Source organism: Ruegeria sp. BHSC029 (assembly GCF_059613085.1).
On record NZ_JBXWRU010000004.1, the window covers coordinates 115,663 to 133,032 of the forward strand.

Consider the following 17,370-nt stretch of genomic DNA (forward strand, 5'->3'; position numbering starts at 1 on the left):
TTAAGGAAACCCCATGTCTCTTGGAACGAAAATCGCGTGGGACGATACCGTCCTGCCCTTTCAACTTGATGTATCGGATATGCGTGGCCGCGTGGCCCGGCTGGACGGGGTGCTGGACGGCATCCTGAAGCAGCATAACTACCCCGCGCAGGTCGAGGCGCTGGTGGCCGAGATGGCCTTGCTGACCGCGCTGATCGGCCAGACCGTCGCGCTGCGCTGGAAGCTGTCGCTGCAGGTTCAGTCCAAGGGGCCCGTGCGGATGATCGCCACTGACTATTACGCCCCGCGAGAAGAGGGTCAGCCCGCGCAGATCAGGGCCTATGCCAGCTTTGACCGCGACCGTCTGACCGAAGGTGCACCCTTTGATCAGGTGGGCGAGGGATACTTTGCGATCCTGATCGACCAGGGCAAGGGAACGCAACCCTATCAGGGGATCACGCCGCTGGCCGGAGGATCGCTCAGCGCCTGTGCCGAGGCGTATTTCGCGCAGTCCGAACAGCTGCCGACCCGCTTCTCGCTCAGCTTTGGCCGGTCGACCGAGCCGGGTGTGGGCGAACGCTGGCGCGCCGGCGGCATCATGCTGCAGCACATGCCAAAGGCGTCTCCGTTTGTCGCCAGCGGCGAGGGTACTGGCGAAGTTCTGACAGCCGCCGATCTGGTCGATGGTCAGGAAGAAGAGAATTGGGGCCGGGTCAACATCCTGCTGGACACGGTCGAGGATCTGGAAATGATCGGACCATCCGTGGCGCCGACCGACCTGCTGGTGCGCCTGTTCCACGAGGAACAGCCCCGCGTGTACGAGGCCCAGTCGGTGCAGTTCGGCTGCACCTGCTCCGAGGACCGCGTGCGTCAAAGCCTGTCGATCTACTCGGCCCAGGACATCGAGAAGATGACCACGGATGAAGGTACCGTAACCGCCGACTGCCAGTTCTGCGGCGCGCATTACGTGCTGGATCCGAAATCGGTCGGGTTCGAGGCCGAAGATCCGGATGGCGCCTGACCTGATCCCGCGTCTGAGCGCGGCGTTGGCCCGTCCGGGTGACGGGTCCAGCGACTTCGACCTCAATCCCGGCACGGTTCTGCCCGCGGGGCGCAAGCTGCGCCCCGCGGGTGTTCTGGTTGCCGTGGACCTGGCCCGTGGCGATCCGCGCCTGATCCTGACCAAGCGGTCCTCGGCCCTGAAACACCATCCGGGGCAGATCGCCTTTCCGGGTGGCAAGCAGGATGACACCGATGCGGATGTGACCGCAACCGCCCTGCGCGAGGCGCAGGAGGAGATCGGCCTGCCGCCGGACCTGCCACGCATTCTGGGTACCTTGCCGGTGCATGAAACCGTCACGTCATTCGCCGTGACACCGGTGGTGGCGGTTCTGGAGCGCGGCTTTGACCCGGTGGCCGAACCGGGCGAGGTTGACGAAGTATTTTCGGTTCCTCTTGCGCATGTGCTGAACCCTGCGAATTATGTGGTTGAATCGCGCATCTGGCGCGGAACACGGCGGTATTACTTCGCGGTGCCCTTTGGCCCCTACTACATCTGGGGCGCCACGGCCCGCATGTTGCGCGGGTTGGCGGCACGGATGAACGAATGATGCGGATCACCGAAGACTGGATCACGAACCCGGCCACGCAGAACGTGTGTGCGGCGCTGACCGAGGGCGGCGCGCTGGCGCTGTTCGTTGGGGGTTGCGTCCGCAATGCGCTGCTGGGGGCCCCGGTCTCGGATCTCGACATCGCCACCGATGCCCGCCCGCAACAGGTGATGGACCTGGCTGAACGGGCCGGGCTGAAGGCGATTCCGACGGGGATTGATCATGGCACCGTGACCGTGGTCAGCGACGGCAAACCACATGAGATCACAACCTTTCGCCGCGACGTCGAAACCGACGGGCGGCGCGCGGTCGTGGCCTTTTCGGACCAGGTGGAAGAGGACGCCGCCCGCCGCGATTTTACGATGAACGCGCTCTATTCCCGCCCCGACGGCACCATTCTGGATCCGCTGGGCGGCCTGCCCGACCTGCAGGCGCGGCGCGTGCGGTTCATCGGTGCGGCCCAAGATCGCATCCGCGAGGACTATCTGCGCTCGTTGCGGTATTTCCGGTTTCACGCCTGGTATGGCGATGCGCAGGCCGGGATGGACCCGGATGCTCTGGCGGCGATTGCGGCCGATCTGGACGGGCTCGACCGGCTGTCGCGCGAGCGGGTCGGAGCCGAGATGCTGAAACTGCTGGCCGCGCCCGATCCGGCCCCATCAGTGGCGGCCATGCGCAGCATCGGCGTTCTGGCGCATCTGCTGCCCGGCGCCGACGATCGGGCGCTGCCGATCCTGATCCATCTTGAATCACAGGCCGGGCTTGCCCCCGACGCGCTGCGCCGTCTGGCAGCCATCGCTGCGCCCGAGGTTGCTGGGACTCTGCGCCTCAGCAAGGCGCAACTGGCCCGCCTGACCCGGATCCGGGACGGCGCGCAATGCGGTGCCGGGGCGGCCGAATTGGGGTATCGGCTGGGCCAGCCAGACGGACAGGACGCGGCCCTGCTGCGCTGCGCCTTTCTGGAACAGCCCTGGACGGCTGAGACGGGCGCGGCCGTTGAAAAAGGGGCCGCAGAGACATTCCCGGTCAGGGCCGCCGATCTGCTCGGGCGCTACTCCGGCCCTGCGCTGGGCGCGAAACTGGCCGAGCTGGAGAGCCGCTGGATCGCCTCGGAATTCACGCTGGACCGGGACGCGCTGCTGCAATATTGACGGGAAGTCTCAAAAGGGGATGACAAGCCCGCAGGTGTTCGGCTAGGTTGCGCCTGTCACATGGATGGAGGACTGCGAATGTATTACGGGATCTGGTTCGGCTAAAGCCAGAACACCTGACCCGTACGGGTGGTGTTTTGGCGCCATCTGCTTTCGCATTTTCATTTTTCCTGCTCAATCGGAGCACCTCCATGTTTCGCTATTTCGAAAACCTCGTAGACCCTTTTGTTGCCTATGAAGAGGTAGACAAGCCGCCGACGCGGCTGTGGCCCTTCATGCTGGATTATTCCCGCCCTTTTCGGCGCGTCTTCTTTTGGGCCGCGCTGATGTCGATCATCGTGGCCGCGGTCGAGATCGGGCTGATCTATTACATGGGCCGGGTCGTCGACCTGCTGGGCGGATCGCCGTCCGAGGTCTGGCAGGCCCACGGGACCGAGCTGGTTCTGGTCGCGCTGTTCATCCTGTTCCTGCGCCCGATCCTGCATGTGCTGGACGTGCTGTTGCTGAACAACGCGATCCTGCCCAATTTCGGAACGCTGATCCGCTGGCGGGCGCACAAGCACGTTCTGCGCCAGTCGGTCGGTTGGTTCGAGAATGATTTTGCCGGGCGCATCGCCAACCGCATCATGCAGACCCCGCCCGCCGCGGGCGAGGTGGTGTTCCAGGTGTTCGATGCGATTTCGTTCTCGCTGGCCTATCTGATCGGTGCGGCGATCCTGCTGATGGCCGCCGATCCGCGCCTGCTGCTGCCGCTGCTGATCTGGTTCGCGCTCTATGCGCTGCTGGTGCGCTGGACGGTGCAGCGGGTGGGGCCGGCGTCGCAGGCCGCGTCCGATGCGCGGTCCACGGTGACGGGCCGGGTGGTGGACAGCTATACCAATATCCATTCGGTGAAGATGTTCGCCCATGCCCAGCAGGAGCTCGACTATGCGCGCGAAGCGATCGAAGAGACCCGGCGCACCTTCCAGACCGAGATGCGCATCTTCACCATCATGGATGCCGTTCTGGTCGCGCTGAACGGCGTGCTGATCATCGGTGTGGTCGGCTGGGCCATTTACCTATGGATGCAGGGCAGCGCCTCGGTCGGGGTGGTGGCTGCGGCCACTGCGCTGACGCTGCGGCTGAATGCCATGACCGGGTGGATCATGTGGGCTCTGACCAGCTTCTTCCGCCAGCTGGGCGTCGTGGCCGAAGGGATGGAGACCATCGCCCAGCCCGTCGACCTGCTGGATGCGCCGGGCGCCAAGCCGCTGCAGCTCACCAAGGGCCGGATCGAGATCCGCGACCTGTCGCATCATTATGGCCGCGAGACCGGCGGGCTGGATCATGTCAATCTAACAATCCAGCCGGGCGAAAAGGTCGGGCTGATCGGGCGATCGGGGGCCGGGAAATCGACCCTCGTCAAGTTGCTTCTGCGGTTCTACGACGTGGAAAGCGGTGCGATCCTGATCGACGGGCAGGACATCCGCACCGTCACCCAGGACAGCCTGCGCCGCAATATCGGCATGGTTCAGCAGGACAGCGCGCTGCTGCACCGCTCGGTGCGCGACAACATCCTGTATGGCCGCCCCGATGCCACCGAAGACCAGATGATCGCCGCCGCCAAACAGGCCGAGGCGCATGACTTCATCCTCGACCTGCAGGACCCGCAGGGCCGCACCGGCTATGACGCCCATGTGGGCGAGCGCGGCGTCAAGCTGAGCGGCGGGCAGCGGCAGCGGGTGACGCTGGCGCGGGTGATCCTGAAGGACGCGCCGATCTTGTTGTTGGACGAGGCCACATCCGCCCTAGATTCCGAGGTCGAAGCCGCTATCCAGGAGACGCTATACGGTATGATGCAGGGCAAGACCGTGATCGCCATCGCGCACCGGCTCAGCACCATCGCCCAGATGGACCGCATCCTGGTGATGGACGGAGGCCGGATCGTCGAGGAAGGCACCCATGCCGATCTTTTGGAGCAGGGCGGTCTTTACGCCCAGTTCTGGGCGCGCCAATCTGGCGGCTTCATGAACCCCGAGGCCGCGGACGAGGCAGCAGAATGACGGTCGCAGACCTGATCAAACCGTTTGAACCCACCCAGACGCCCCCGCCGCAAAGGCTGGGGGCGTTCATTCGCTGGTGCCTGACAGGGGCCTGGCCCATGTTGTTCGCCGCTGCGCTGTTTTCGGCCCTGGCAGGCGCGATGGAGGCCGGAACCGCCTGGATTCTGGGCTGGGTGATCGACATCGCGACCGCCAGCGGCCCCGAGAACTTTCTGACACCGCGAAACCTGTGGATGATCCTGGGCGCCGTGGCGTTCTTCATGCTGATCCGGCCGCTGCTGTTCGGGCTGTCCTCGGTGTCGAACAATTATATCGTCATGCCCAACATCCCGCCGCTGGTCCTGGCCAAGCTGAACCGCTGGACGTTGGGGCAGTCGGTCACCTATTTCGACGACGATTTTGCCGGCCGCATCGCCCAGAAACAGATGCAGACGGCCAATGCCCTGACCTCGGTCGTATCGGAAACCATCAGCGCCATCGTCTTTGCCTTGGCCTCGCTCGTGGGATCTTTGCTTTTGTTAGGGTCTATTCATCCCCTCGTCATGCTGCCCTTCGTGGCTTGGCTGGCTGTGTATTTCCTGCTGGTGCGCTGGTACCTGCCGCGCATCCGTACACGCTCGGCCGCGCGGGCCGGAGCGCGGGCGATGGTGTCGGGACAGGTGGTGGACACGATCACCAACATCAAGACCGTCAAGCTGTTTGCCCATTCCGAGTTCGAGGATCAGGCCGCGCGCGACTCGATGGTTGCGCTGCGCGACAAGTCGCTGGCCTTTGGCAAACTGTCGGCCAGTTTTCGGTTCATTTTGATGACCTTGGCGGGCGTTCTGCCGGTTCTGCTGTTGGGCGCGACGCTGTGGCTGTGGCAGGCCGGGTCGGCGACCACCGGGGATATCGTGGCGGCGGGCGCCATTTCGATCCGCATCGCTCAGATGACGGGATGGGTCAGCTTTACCCTGATGGGGATCTACGCCCATGTGGGCGAGATCGAGAACGGCATGAAAACCCTGGCGCGGCCCGACCGGGTCGAGGATGCGCCGGACGCCACCGAGCTGACGGTGCCCGAGGGCCGGATCGAGTTCCGCGATGTCAGCTTTGCCTATGGTCGCGACGTGGGCGGAGTCTCGGACCTGACGCTGACGGTGCAGCCGGGCGAGAAACTGGGCATCGTCGGTGCCTCGGGGGCGGGGAAGTCCACCCTGGTTTCGCTGCTGCTCAGGCTCTATGACAGGGAAAATGGGCAGATTCTGATCGACGGGCAGGACATCGCCCGCGTCACGCAGGACAGCCTGCGCCGCCAGATCGGCATGGTCACGCAGGAAACCGCGATGTTCAACCGTTCGGCCCGCGACAACATCCTGTACGGTCGGCCCGATGCCACCGAAGACCAGATGATCGCCGCCGCCAAAAAGGCCGAAGCGCATGATTTCATCCTCGATCTGCAGGACGGGCAGGGGCGCAGGGGTTATGACGCGCATCTGGGCGAGCGCGGCGTCAAGTTGAGCGGTGGCCAGCGTCAGCGTATCGCGCTGGCCCGCGCGATCCTGAAGGACGCGCCGATCCTCGTGCTGGACGAGGCCACCTCGGCGCTGGATTCCGAGGTCGAGGCCGCGATCCAGACCGCGCTGCACCGGGTGATGGAGGGCAAGACCGTGCTGGCCATCGCCCACCGCCTGTCCACCCTCAGCGAGATGGACCGGATCATCGTTCTGGATCACGGGCGCATCGTGGAAAGCGGGCCGCATGACACCCTGCTGGCGCAAGGCGGGCTGTATGCGCGGTTCTGGCACCGCCAGTCGGGCGGGTTCATCCAGACCGAAGCCGCCGAATAAGGGTTTTGTTGGCGCGTCAGCCCGGCTATCAGGCAGGCCATGACGCAGGAATACACCATTCTCCGCCTCGGGCATAAGGGCGACGGCATCGCCGAGGGCCCGGTCTATGCCCCCCGAACGCTGCCCGGAGAGCGGGTCACCGGCGCGCTGGACGGCTCGGCGCTGAGCGATATCAAGGTGCTGACGCCATCGGACGATCGGGTCAAGCCGCCCTGCCGCCACTACAAAAGCTGCGGCGGCTGCCAGTTGCAGCATGCCTCGGACGCCTTCGTGGCGGATTGGAAGGTCGAGGTGGTGCGTACCGCGCTGGCCGCTCAGGGGCTGCAGGCCGAGATGCGCCCGATCCTGACGTCGCCGCCGCGGTCGCGTCGCCGCGCCACCATCGCTGTGCGCCGCACCAAGAAGGGCGCGCTGGCGGGGTTCCACGGGCGCGCCTCGGACGTGATCAACGAGATTCCTGATTGCCAGCTGCTGGACCCGGCTCTGACTGCCGCCATCCCCGTGGCCAAGACGCTGGCCGAACTGGGCGGCAGCCGCAAGGGAGTGTTGTCGGTCACCCTGACCCTGTCCGAAGCCGGACTGGACGTGGCGGTGCAGGGCGGCAAGCCGCTGGATGGCCCGCTGGAACTGGCGCTTGCGCAGGCGACTGAGCAGCACGGGCTGGCGCGGCTGGCCTGGGATGGCGAGGTGATCGCCATGCGCAACCCACCAAAACAGCGGTTCGGACCGGCCACAGTGGTCCCGCCGCCGGGGGCCTTCCTTCAGGCCACGAAAGACGGAGAACAGGCTCTGACACAGGCTATTTTCGAGATTGTCGGCCCGGTCAAGCGGGTGGTTGATCTGTTCGCGGGCTGCGGCACGTTCTCGTTGCCGCTGGCGCAACGGGCCGAGGTTCATGCCGTTGAAGGCGCGGCCGACATGACCCGTGCGCTGGATCAGGGCTGGCGCAAGTCCACGGGATTGAAACAGGTCACGACCGAGGCGCGCGACCTGTTCCGCCGCCCCTTGATGCCGGACGAGCTGCGCCGCTTTGACGCCGTGGTTCTGGACCCGCCGCGCGCCGGCGCCGAGGCCCAGGTGGCCGAGCTGGCTCAGGCCCGCCGTCCGGTCATCGCCTATGTGTCCTGCAACCCTGTGACCTTCGCGCGGGATGCAAAAATTCTGGTTCAGGCGGGCTATGCCCTTGAATGGGTCCAAGTGGTTGACCAATTTCGATGGTCATCCCACAGCGAACTGGTGGGCAGCTTCAAACTGGCAGAGAATTCATGACCCGACAGGAGACCCTTCGCATGACGATCCGGCAGCGCCTGCAGGCCTTTGTCGAAAACCCGCGGTTTTCGCAATTCATCACCGGCGTCATCCTGGTGAACGCGGTTCTGCTGGGCATGGAGACCTCGGACGGCCTGATGGCCAAATTCGGGCCGGCGATCGTGCTGCTCGACACCGTCTGCCTGACCATCTTCGTGGCCGAGATCGCGATGAAACTGGTGGCCAACGGGCGCCGGTTTTTCCTCAATGGCTGGAACATCTTCGATTTCGTGATCGTCGGCATCGCCTTGGTGCCCGGCGGTGCGGGTCTTTCGGTGTTGCGTGCGCTGCGGATCCTGCGGGTGCTGCGGGTGATCTCGGTCGCGCCGCGCCTGCGCCGGGTGGTCGAGGGTTTCATCTCGGCCTTGCCGGGCATGGGCAGCGTGTTCCTGCTGATGGCGATCCTGTTCTATATCGGCGCGGTGATCTCGACCAAACTGTTCTCGGACAGCTTTCCGGAGTGGTTCGGTGATCTGGGTCTGTCGGCCTACACCCTGTTCCAGATCATGACGCTGGAAAGCTGGTCGATGGGCATCGTCCGCCCGGTGATGGAGGTGTATCCCTACGCCTGGCTGTTCTTCGTGCCCTTCATCATGGTCACGACCTTCGCGGTCGTGAACCTGCTGGTCGGTCTGATCGTGAATTCGATGCAGGATGCCCACCACGCCGAGGATGAAGTCAAGACGGATGCCTATCGGGACGAGGTGCTGGACCGGTTGGAGTCGATCGAACGCCGCCTGACCGAGCACATGAACAGCAAAAAGTGATTTCCGTTTCTGCCGGATTTTGGCATTATGCGAAAAAACGAGCAGGCAGTGAAATCATGGATCGTCGAGCATTTGGATTGGGTGCACTGGCAACACTGAGCCTTTCGGCTTGTGGAAGTGCGGGCCCCCGGTTTCTGACCTACAACGGACCCGAGGTGACATCCATCGTGGTGAACAAGGGCGCGCGCAAGATGTACCTGCTGCATCACGAGCAGATCTTGCGTGAGTATGATGTCGAGCTTGGGTTCGCTCCAAGCGGCACAAAGGTCAAGCGCGGAGACGGTCGCACACCCGAGGGCACCTACCTGATCGATCGCCGCAACCCTCGCAGCCGATATCACCTGTCGCTGGGGATTTCCTATCCCAACAGCCAGGATATCGCCAAGGCAAAGGCGATGGGCTTCGACCCGGGTGGAGACATTTTCATTCACGGCCAACCGAACCTGCGCAAGGAATTCAAGCGCGCGAAGAAGACACCGGATTGGACCGCTGGCTGCATCGCCGTCAAGAACGAAGAGATCGAAGAGATCTATGCGATGGTGAACGAAGGTACGTTGATCACCGTGCGTCCCTGATAGGCCGCCATTTCCCGAATCCGAACTGCAGATAGTCGCGCTGATAGGTTTCCTCGGCCAGCGCTTCGAGCCTGTCGTCGTAGATCTGATCCAACGAATAGGGCTGGTCCGGCGCGGGCACGCCGGGCTTCGGCGGGGCATTGTGCCCCAGGCCGCGGGCCAGATCCGGTAGCGCGGTGGCCATCTCTTCCTCGCGCAGTATGAGGTCGGGCAGGGCAAAGTCCGCAATCCCCTCCAGCATGCGGGCCTGCGTGCACCACAGCCCGTCGACCCGGATCGGGGTCTGGCCAGAGAGATTCAGCTGCAGAAACTCAAGAAACGCCGAAAACGCCTGATAGTGCTGTTCGAGCGAATAGTTTCCATCGCGCACCTGGCCCGGGATCGGCAACTTGAACCCGTTGCGCAGCCGGTTTCGGATTCCGGCATATGCGCCGGGCCCGGTGCCCAGGATCCGTTCGCAAAACACCGAATGCGCCCGCGCCAACGGGTGTCGCAGGACCGTGAATTTCCGGTGACCCGGATGCGCCTTCATCCAGCGGCGCACCTGTTTCTGGTTTCGGTCGGTGATTAGCTCGCCGCCATCAAGTTCGGACATCCATTGAACCACGATCTGTTCCGGTCCACCACGGATCGGCAGATACATCAACGGCGTTTCCGCGGCCGCGATATGACGCGAAACGGCCGGGCCCCGTCGTGGTTCAAAGTTCGGCGTTCGGTGCAGGTTGAACCGGTCCAGCGCCGCAAGGGCCGCATCCATGGCTTCGGGATTGGTCACCTTGGATAAGGCCGGTTCCGGGTTCTGAGGTTTGAGATCCGGAGCCAGTTGATCCAGACGCGCCTCAACCCCCAGCCATGCCGCCAGTCCGTTCAGAACATCCAGTTGGGTCAGATCCTCGTAACCGATGTAAAATGCGGTCTGGCCCGTTTTTTGCAGCTGATTGACTAAACTCAGCTGAAACGCCTGCTGCTCATCCACGTAGTCCCGAAACTCGTCCCCATCAAACGCAACCTTGGTGGCGCGCCTGCGTTTCACGTTGGTCAGCATCCACTGTTGGGTCTCCCGCGCAATCTTGAGCGAGATGTAGCTGTCCAACGGGTTGCGGTTGAGAATGATCTTTGCGCAGCGCGGATCGTTCAGCGCCATCGCCAGGGCCCGCGGGTCGTGCGAGTGAAAAAACCGGAACCCGTGCAGACCCTCCGGCGCGGAACGCATTGCTTCGATCAGGCGGTCCGGCGCAGCATCCCTGTCTTCCAGTGAAAGTCCCAGCACTTCGGTTGCTTTCGGGTATCCGATGAAGTGCGGATTGAACACCTCGCCATGACACTGCACGCCGTCCAACGCATTCAGGTTTGCCTCCAGCAGGTTCGACCCGGTGCGCATTTCGGCAAGAATGATGAAATAGTCAAAGTCGGTCGGCATGCGGGGTCATTGCACCAGGTAGGGCTTGCGATACGGGCGGGTCTGATTGCCGAATACATCGTCGGCAGGAAAGTCGCCCATCAGGTGAGGGTGCATTCCCTGGTTCTTGAGGTTTTGCAGGAACTTTCCAAACCCGGCCAGATCAACCATCGTCGGCGCCTCGATCAGATGGCTGGGCTGCGTCGCGCCCATCCCTTCAAGAACGGTTTGCAGGTGTTCCATCGGGGATTCAACGAACTCGGCCATTGACCAAACATGCACGCGCGCTTTGGTCCACACGGAATCCAGCACCTCAAGCTGTTCGGTCTCAATCTTTTGCAGGCGGGCCGCTTCGGCGCGGATGTCGGCGAAATTCATGTTCGACCGAAACAGGGGAACAGCCCAGGCACCGGTGACCACGCAGACCTGTGCGTTCTTGTCTCTCGCCAGAAACCAATTGATCTTCTGGGTGTCAGCGGGGCCGAATTGAAAACACTGGCGTTCGCCCCGGGTGTTCCAGATCAGGTTCGACAGAAACGCCGTCGGATTGTAGTCGCGCAAAATGGCGTTGTCGCTGAGGGACCCGTTCAGGATAGTCTCTCCTTCGGCGAATTCGGCGCGCTTGGGGTTGAAAAGATGCCCATGGACGCGGGCGCCTGACGCATTGCCCAGCCAGCTTTCAAAGCCCTCAAACAACTCGGAAAAACCCTGAAACACGGAGTAAGGAAACGCGGTCAGGCCGTTTTCGCTGCCATGGCGGGGAAAACGGCTTTGCATGTACAGGCCGTCGCGGCCGCGGGTACGACGCTCGACCGCTTTGGAAAATACGCGGTCAATCTTGCCGGGATTGGGCTCGGCGGGTTTTCCGGCGAGGGACTGATCGTTCAGAAACGCCTGATACAGCCGGTCGGCGCGCGGCCAGATCTTGCGGGCGACGAAACAATCGGATCGGCGCAGCAACTGCAGGTGATCGTCATAGAACATGTGCGGGCGGCCCTGATAGTCGAATTTCGACAGGGTCAGCGATCGGCTTTCGATCTGGGTGGAATAGAGCCGCGCCAGCGTCTGGAAATAGCTTTCGTCTGGGATCCAGACATGCCGGAAATATCGATCATAGACACCTCGCTTGGGGTCCTGCAGGATCGCGGTCAGGGTCTGCCGCGTCAAGCACCACCACTGGCTGCCCATATGCGGGATCAGCCCGTTGGGGATTGTCCGCCGATATCCGACCGCGCGCTGAAGCTTGACGAAGCGGTCAAACAGCTTGCGGTGTTTGCGCCACGAGAAGGGAAACCGCAGGGTAAAACGTTCGAGGTCCAGCCCGCCCACGGTCCAGCTGACATCGGCGGTGGTGGCGCTTTCAATGAAATCCACGCGGGGCCGGTCGCTCAGGTAATCGATCAGGTCCTGAACCGGGCGCAATGGCAGGCAAGAGCCGGATGACAGAAAGACATGGCGTGTGTCGGGAAAGCGCTCCAGCATCAGTGTCGCGGCCGATTGCGAAGCGGCAACGATGCCCCAGCCGCCCCACTCGCAGACCTGGCGGTCGCAGAACAGGATCAGCGGATCATCCCCGCAGGCTGCGACAAAGTCTTTGAACACGGCCGGGTCGACCTTGCGGTCGACGTGGATGACCACCGGACAACCTGCCGCGGTCCAGTGCCGGGCAACCTGCTCAGCCCGGTCCAGCGCAGTGTGGACCAGCATCACGATGCCCAGGGTCCCGCTCATGCCCAGTTCCCTTTGGACATCAGACCCAGAATCTCAAGTTGGCGCCAGTTGATGTATTTCTCGGACCATTTGCACCAGAAAACCGGTTTGCTCTCCAACTGGTCGACATAGGCCCTGTATTCGCCGGACGCGCGGTAGTGTTCACCGCGCTGCAGTTCTTCGCGGGCTTTGTCACCCAGCGTGTTGATCAGCTTGGCATGCAGCAATGCGCCGCTGGTTTTCTCGCCGCCCCACTCGTCGTAGACTTGGTTCAGGCCGCGCGGCAGCAGGGCATGGGTCGAGCTGACATAGACATAGCGCCGATCCCATTTGACCAGAGGGATCTTGTTCAGCGCGGGCGCTTTCGCGGGCTTGTCCTGAAAGAAAACCCTTGCCCGTGGCCCACCCTGGATCCACAGGTTTCCATAGGCCGGGTTCTTGGTGATCATGTAGTTGCCCGAGTCGAACCATGCGGCAATCTCGAACGGGTCCTGCCCCTCGTGATAGGTGGCGTCCTGTATCGGCCCCTCGGGATACATGTCCAGCAGCATCGTCCCGAAACTGCGCACCCCGGTGCCGTCCAGCCAGTCGGTCAGCGCGTCGATGGGACGTGTGTCGCAGAACGGATAGATCAGGAACTCGTCCGGATCTACGGTCAGGACCCAGTGTCCATGGGCGTATTTCCGCAGCAAGTAGTTGGACCAGTCGATCCCGAATGTAGAACGGCGATAGCTGGTATTCGTATACCAGACCGAGACATCGGGCTGCGCCTTGAGATAGTCCAGCGTGCCATCCGTGCTGTCATTGTCGACGAACAGGAAATGCCGGACGCCCAGCTTGCGGTAATAGTCCAGAAAATAGGGCAGGCGGATCTTTTCGTTGCGCACGACGCTCATCAGCAGAACATCACCGGACCGGATCTGCCGGGTGTTGTTGCGGACGGTGCGCAGATCGCGTCTTCGGCGGATGCAGCGCACAAGACGGCGCTTGCGCCGCAGTCTCATCCGGTAAGAATCCAAAAGGCTCACGCGCTGCCCAACCTTCTTGTAATACGCGAGCATGCCCGGGGTCCGCATTTGGTCAGACGGGAGCCGGACACTAACGTTTTATGACATTTTCGCACCTTGCGAAGCAATGTATTTAAAAGCCGTTAGCCAAGCATGGGTTTTTGGGGCACAGGATTCCCCGTTCACGTCCACCCGCCCGCTGACAGCAGTCCAAGGCTCTGCAGATGCGCCCAGCCTGAATACCGTTCTGATTGTGGAGTCCAAAGGTCGGGCCCGGCAATGATGCCATCATAGTATGGCCCGAATTGGTCGGGATCATGAAAATGCTGGCGCCTTTGTTTTTCGATGCGCGACTTCTCGACGACTTGCGGCAGGAATTTCGTGTGCAACAGGACGCCCGAGGGGGTTTGCCCGGAAGGCCCGCCATAGGCAAAATTCAGGTGTCGGGGCAGGGCCGAGTGACAGGAGTTCACGAAGGCATAGCGACGGTCCCACTTCACCAACGGAATCTTGTTCAGGGTCGGAGACCGGTCCGGGCAATCGGCAAAGAAGGCGCGTTCGCGAACGCCGCCTTGCACCCACAGGTTTCCCAGCGGCTCTTGCCGGCGGGCCCTGTAAGGGCCGGAATCGAACCAGTTCAAAGTTTCGGTCGGGTCGGTCTCGGGATCATAGGGCGCCGCGCCCAACGGGCCTTTCGGGTATAGATCAAGCATCAGCGCGCCAAAGGCCGGCTGTCCGATTTGGTCCAGCCATCCCGTCAGATCGCGCAGGTCGCGGCTGTCGTGATGGGCATAGATCAGCAGTTCGTCCGCATCCACCATCAGCGTCCAATGATCATGGCCATGCCGCATCTGCAACCAGGTCAGCCAGTCCAGCCCGAACCGAGCCTCGCGATAGCTGGCCTGCGTTTGCCACAGCGACACGTCCGGCTGGTTCAGCAGATAGGTGGTCGAACCGTCATCGCTGCCGTTGTCGACCATCAGGAAATGATCGACCCCCAGCCTGCGATAGTGGCGCAAGAACCAGGGCAGGCGCTCGATCTCGTTGCGCAGGGTGGTAAAGGCCAGAATGTCGGTGGGCGCGATCAGCCGGGTCTTGTCCGAAACCGGCGTCAACGCGTGGCGGCTGCGGAAGGACCGCCACAACAGGCGCTTGCGCTTCAGGCGCAGACGGTATCTGCGAACCCAGCCCAGGGCGTTTTCGTCATGGTGGTGCGCGGCGCCCATGGCATGATCACTTTTCGTAATGGCCATTCTGATGCCAGCGCCAGGCATCGGCGATCATCACTTCCAGCCGCGACCGTTTGGGCCGCCAGCCCAGTTCGGCCTCGGCCCGGGTCGAGCCTGACACCAGCTTGGTGCAGTCGCCCGGCCGGCGCGGACCGGTGATGAAGGGCACCTCGCGATTGGTCACGCTGTGCGACTGCGCGATCACCTCTTTCACCGAAAACCCGGTGCCGGTGCCCAGGTTGAACACTCGGCTGCCCTTGCCCTGTTCCAGCCAGCGCAGGCCCAGCACGTGCGCATCCACCAGGTCGCAGACATGGACATAGTCGCGGATGCAGGTGCCGTCGGGCGTGTCGTAATCGGTGCCATAGACGGTCAGAGCGTCGCGCTTCCCGTCGATCGCGTCCAACAACAGCGGAACCAGATGCGTCTCGGGGCGGTGGAACTCGCCCACGTCGCCGTCAGGGTCGGCACCGGCCACGTTGAAATAGCGAAAGATCACGTGGTTCAGCCCGTGCGCCTGTTCGAAATCGCGCAGGATGTCCTCGATCGCGCGTTTCGAGGCGCCATAGGCGTTCAACGGGTGTTGCGGCGTGGTTTCGTCCAGCACCACGTTGTCGTGGTCGCCATAGGTTGCACAGGTGGACGAGAACACAAAATCCAGGCAGCCGGCGGCCACGGCCGCCTCAATCAGGCTCAGCGATCCGGTGACGTTGTTGCGCCAGTACCGGCCCGGCTCGCTCATGGCTTCGCCGACCTGGCTGAGCGCGGCGAAATGCATCACCGCCGCCGGTTGGTACTTGGCAAAGACCTGGTCTAGCCGCGCGCGGTCCAGAAGATCGCCCTGTTCGAACGGGCCGAATTTCACCGCATCCTGCCAGCCGGTGACAAGGTTGTCATAGGTCACGGGCACATAGCCCGCCTGCGCCAGCGCCTTGCAGGCATGAGATCCGATATATCCGGCGCCGCCGGTCACGAGTATGTTTTTCATCCGTGGTCCTGCCGAATGTCTGCCCGTCATGGATTAGCTGCTCGTCGGCCCGCGCGGAACGGGGAATTTGCGCCTATTCCAACCCCATCGCGGCCATCATGCTTTCGATCCTGGCCACGTCCTGCGGATTGTTCAACTCCCAGAACTGACGGCCTTTTGCCTCGACCTCGACACACAGAACCTTGCGCCCGTTTTCCATGAACCGCAGCTGTTCCAGCCCCTCGAGCCGTTCCAGCGGCCCGACCGGCCAGCCCGGATAGGCGGCCAGCGCGTCGGGCCGGTAGGCGTAGACGCCCACATGGTGGAACACCGGCGTCGGATCCGACCCGGCATAGGTTTCGGCGGTGAAGGGGATCACTTCCTTCGAGAAATAGAGCGCGCTGTGATCGGTCGCGAAGACGGCGGTGGTGCCGCCCACCCGGCCATGCCTGCGGTCGTTCAGCAGCCCGTTCAGCGCCTCGCCGTCGCACCGCAGCACCGGCGTGGCCACGCCGGCCTCGGGCGCGGCGCGCAGGCCATTGACCAGATCCTCGATGAACCAATGCGGGGTCAGGGGGGCGTCGCCCTGCAGGTTGACCACGATCTCGTAGCCGCCGCCCAGCCTGTCATGCGCCTCGGCGCAGCGTTCCGTGCCGTTGGCGCAGCTTTCCGAGGTCATCACCACCTCGGCGCCAAAGCCCTCGGCCGCGGCGCGGATGCGGTCGTCATCGGTGGCCACCACCACCCGGTCGACGTCCGAAACCGACATGGCCGCGCGCCACGACCTTTCGATCAGGGTCATGGGCTTTCCCGTTGCGCCGGTCAGCGGCACCAGCGGTTTGCCCGGATAGCGGGTCGAGGCATAGCGGGCGGGGATCGCGATCAGAACCGACATCAGGCCTCCTTGAGTTCGACGCCGGGGGCATAGGCGATGAAGAACGGGTTGGCATAGCCCTCCTTGCCGTAGGTCAGCGGCGTGTGGTCGTCGAAACGCACCACATGGCCCCCGGCACCGGCCAGAACCGCGTGGCCTGCGGCAGTGTCCCACTCCATCGTGCGGCCGACACGCGGGTAGAGGTCGGCCTCGCCCGTGGCCACAAGGCAGAATTTCAGCGAGGAGCCCGCCGACTTGCTGTCTTTGACCTGGTATTTGTTGATGTAGTCATCCGTAGCCTGGTCGCGATGCGATTTCGAAGCCACCACCAAAAGCGCCGAATTGTCAGGATCAGAGACTGAAATCGGGGTCACTTCGCCCGGTTTGTCCTTGTCCAGGGCGCCGGTTTCCTCGGCCGAGCGGCCATCGGCCAGGGTATAGAACATGCGCCCGCGGGCCGGGGCATAGACCACGCCGCGGGTGGGCACGCCGTTTTCGACCAGCGCGATGTTCACGGTGAAATCGCCACGTCGGTTGATGAATTCCTTGGTGCCGTCCAGCGGATCGACGATCAGAAAGGTGTCGCCCTGCTTGCTGTGCGATGCGGCCTGTTCCTCGGTCACCAGCAGGATGTCGGGGAAGGCGGCGCGCAGCCCGGCCGAGATCAAGGCATCGGCAGCTTCGTCGGCTTCGGTCACGGGGCTGGAATCGGACTTGACCTTCACGTCAAAATCATCGGCATCGTAGATCTCCATGATCTTGTCGCCCGCTTCCAGGGCCAGGCGTCTGATCACGGGGATGAGGTCGTCATAGGTCACAAAAATGCTCCGTTTCCATGGTTTGTTGATCCGAAAACCTGACGAACTTATGCTGTGCCGGATACGGAACGGCAAGGAATTCGTGCCACGCTGGCGGAACAAAAC

The 17,370-nt window shown here is 63.0% G+C and carries 15 protein-coding genes; 8 read left to right on the plus strand and 7 right to left on the minus strand.

Annotated features, from left to right (window positions below; genetic code table 11):
- Positions 1–13 precede the first annotated feature (13 nt).
- From hslO to AC2FML_RS10665, 8 genes are all read left to right on the plus strand, one after another.
- On the plus strand, positions 14–1,000 hold the full coding sequence (gene hslO, locus AC2FML_RS10630) for an Hsp33 family molecular chaperone HslO (RefSeq protein ID WP_170373157.1): 987 nt from the start codon (positions 14–16) through the stop codon (positions 998–1,000).
- Positions 990–1,589: a CoA pyrophosphatase gene (locus tag AC2FML_RS10635; protein ID WP_170459490.1), complete on the plus strand. Its 600-nt coding sequence runs from the start codon at positions 990–992 to the stop codon at positions 1,587–1,589. The genes hslO and AC2FML_RS10635 overlap by 11 nt, the downstream gene beginning before the upstream one ends.
- Positions 1,589–2,740 carry a CCA tRNA nucleotidyltransferase gene (locus tag AC2FML_RS10640; RefSeq protein WP_170434078.1) on the plus strand — a complete coding sequence of 384 codons (1,152 nt, stop codon included), beginning with the start codon at positions 1,589–1,591 and terminating at the stop codon, positions 2,738–2,740. The genes AC2FML_RS10635 and AC2FML_RS10640 overlap by 1 nt, the downstream gene beginning before the upstream one ends.
- A gap of 191 nt (positions 2,741–2,931) precedes the next feature.
- The gene (locus AC2FML_RS10645) at positions 2,932–4,782 is read left to right on the plus strand and encodes an ABC transporter ATP-binding protein (protein ID WP_496783075.1); all 1,851 of its coding nucleotides are present in this window, start codon (positions 2,932–2,934) and stop codon (positions 4,780–4,782) included.
- The gene (locus AC2FML_RS10650; protein ID WP_496783077.1) at positions 4,779–6,611 is read left to right on the plus strand and encodes an ABC transporter ATP-binding protein; all 1,833 of its coding nucleotides are present in this window, start codon (positions 4,779–4,781) and stop codon (positions 6,609–6,611) included. Before AC2FML_RS10645 ends, AC2FML_RS10650 begins: the two co-directional genes overlap by 4 nt.
- A gap of 39 nt (positions 6,612–6,650) precedes the next feature.
- Positions 6,651–7,880, plus strand: coding sequence for a class I SAM-dependent RNA methyltransferase (locus AC2FML_RS10655; RefSeq protein WP_496783079.1), 1,230 nt, complete (start codon positions 6,651–6,653; stop codon positions 7,878–7,880).
- 20 nt (positions 7,881–7,900) lie between these two features.
- Entirely contained in the window at positions 7,901–8,686 is a 786-nt protein-coding gene (locus AC2FML_RS10660; protein ID WP_170600803.1) for an ion transporter, read from the plus strand.
- 56 nt (positions 8,687–8,742) lie between these two features.
- Entirely contained in the window at positions 8,743–9,261 is a 519-nt protein-coding gene (locus AC2FML_RS10665) for a L,D-transpeptidase family protein (RefSeq protein WP_093963918.1), read from the plus strand.
- Here the strand turns inward: AC2FML_RS10665 and AC2FML_RS10670 are convergent.
- The 7 genes from AC2FML_RS10670 to cysQ all read right to left on the minus strand — a co-directional run bounded on the left by AC2FML_RS10670 (position 9,245) and on the right by cysQ (position 17,265).
- The gene (locus tag AC2FML_RS10670; protein ID WP_496783080.1) at positions 9,245–10,681 is read right to left on the minus strand and encodes a nodulation protein NodH; all 1,437 of its coding nucleotides are present in this window, start codon (positions 10,679–10,681) and stop codon (positions 9,245–9,247) included. The two genes, AC2FML_RS10665 and AC2FML_RS10670, sit on opposite strands and share 17 nt — an antisense overlap.
- 6 nt (positions 10,682–10,687) lie before the next feature.
- The gene (locus AC2FML_RS10675) at positions 10,688–12,391 is read right to left on the minus strand and encodes a DUF5927 domain-containing protein (RefSeq protein ID WP_496783082.1); all 1,704 of its coding nucleotides are present in this window, start codon (positions 12,389–12,391) and stop codon (positions 10,688–10,690) included.
- Positions 12,388–13,374, minus strand: coding sequence for a glycosyltransferase family 2 protein (locus AC2FML_RS10680; protein ID WP_170364394.1), 987 nt, complete (start codon positions 13,372–13,374; stop codon positions 12,388–12,390). The genes AC2FML_RS10675 and AC2FML_RS10680 overlap by 4 nt, the downstream gene beginning before the upstream one ends.
- A 185-nt stretch (positions 13,375–13,559) precedes the next feature.
- A complete protein-coding gene (locus AC2FML_RS10685; protein WP_496783464.1) occupies positions 13,560–14,603 on the minus strand; it encodes a glycosyltransferase family 2 protein in 1,044 nt (347 codons plus the stop codon).
- Positions 14,604–14,610: 7 nt separating this feature from the next.
- Positions 14,611–15,594, minus strand: coding sequence for a UDP-glucose 4-epimerase GalE (gene galE / locus AC2FML_RS10690; protein WP_496783084.1), 984 nt, complete (start codon positions 15,592–15,594; stop codon positions 14,611–14,613).
- 73 nt (positions 15,595–15,667) lie between these two features.
- Positions 15,668–16,468 carry a 3-deoxy-manno-octulosonate cytidylyltransferase family protein gene (locus AC2FML_RS10695; protein ID WP_170361148.1) on the minus strand — a complete coding sequence of 267 codons (801 nt, stop codon included), beginning with the start codon at positions 16,466–16,468 and terminating at the stop codon, positions 15,668–15,670.
- Positions 16,468–17,265 carry a 3'(2'),5'-bisphosphate nucleotidase CysQ gene (gene cysQ, locus AC2FML_RS10700; RefSeq protein ID WP_170361150.1) on the minus strand — a complete coding sequence of 266 codons (798 nt, stop codon included), beginning with the start codon at positions 17,263–17,265 and terminating at the stop codon, positions 16,468–16,470. The genes AC2FML_RS10695 and cysQ overlap by 1 nt, the downstream gene beginning before the upstream one ends.
- Between the last annotated feature and the right edge of the window lie 105 nt (positions 17,266–17,370).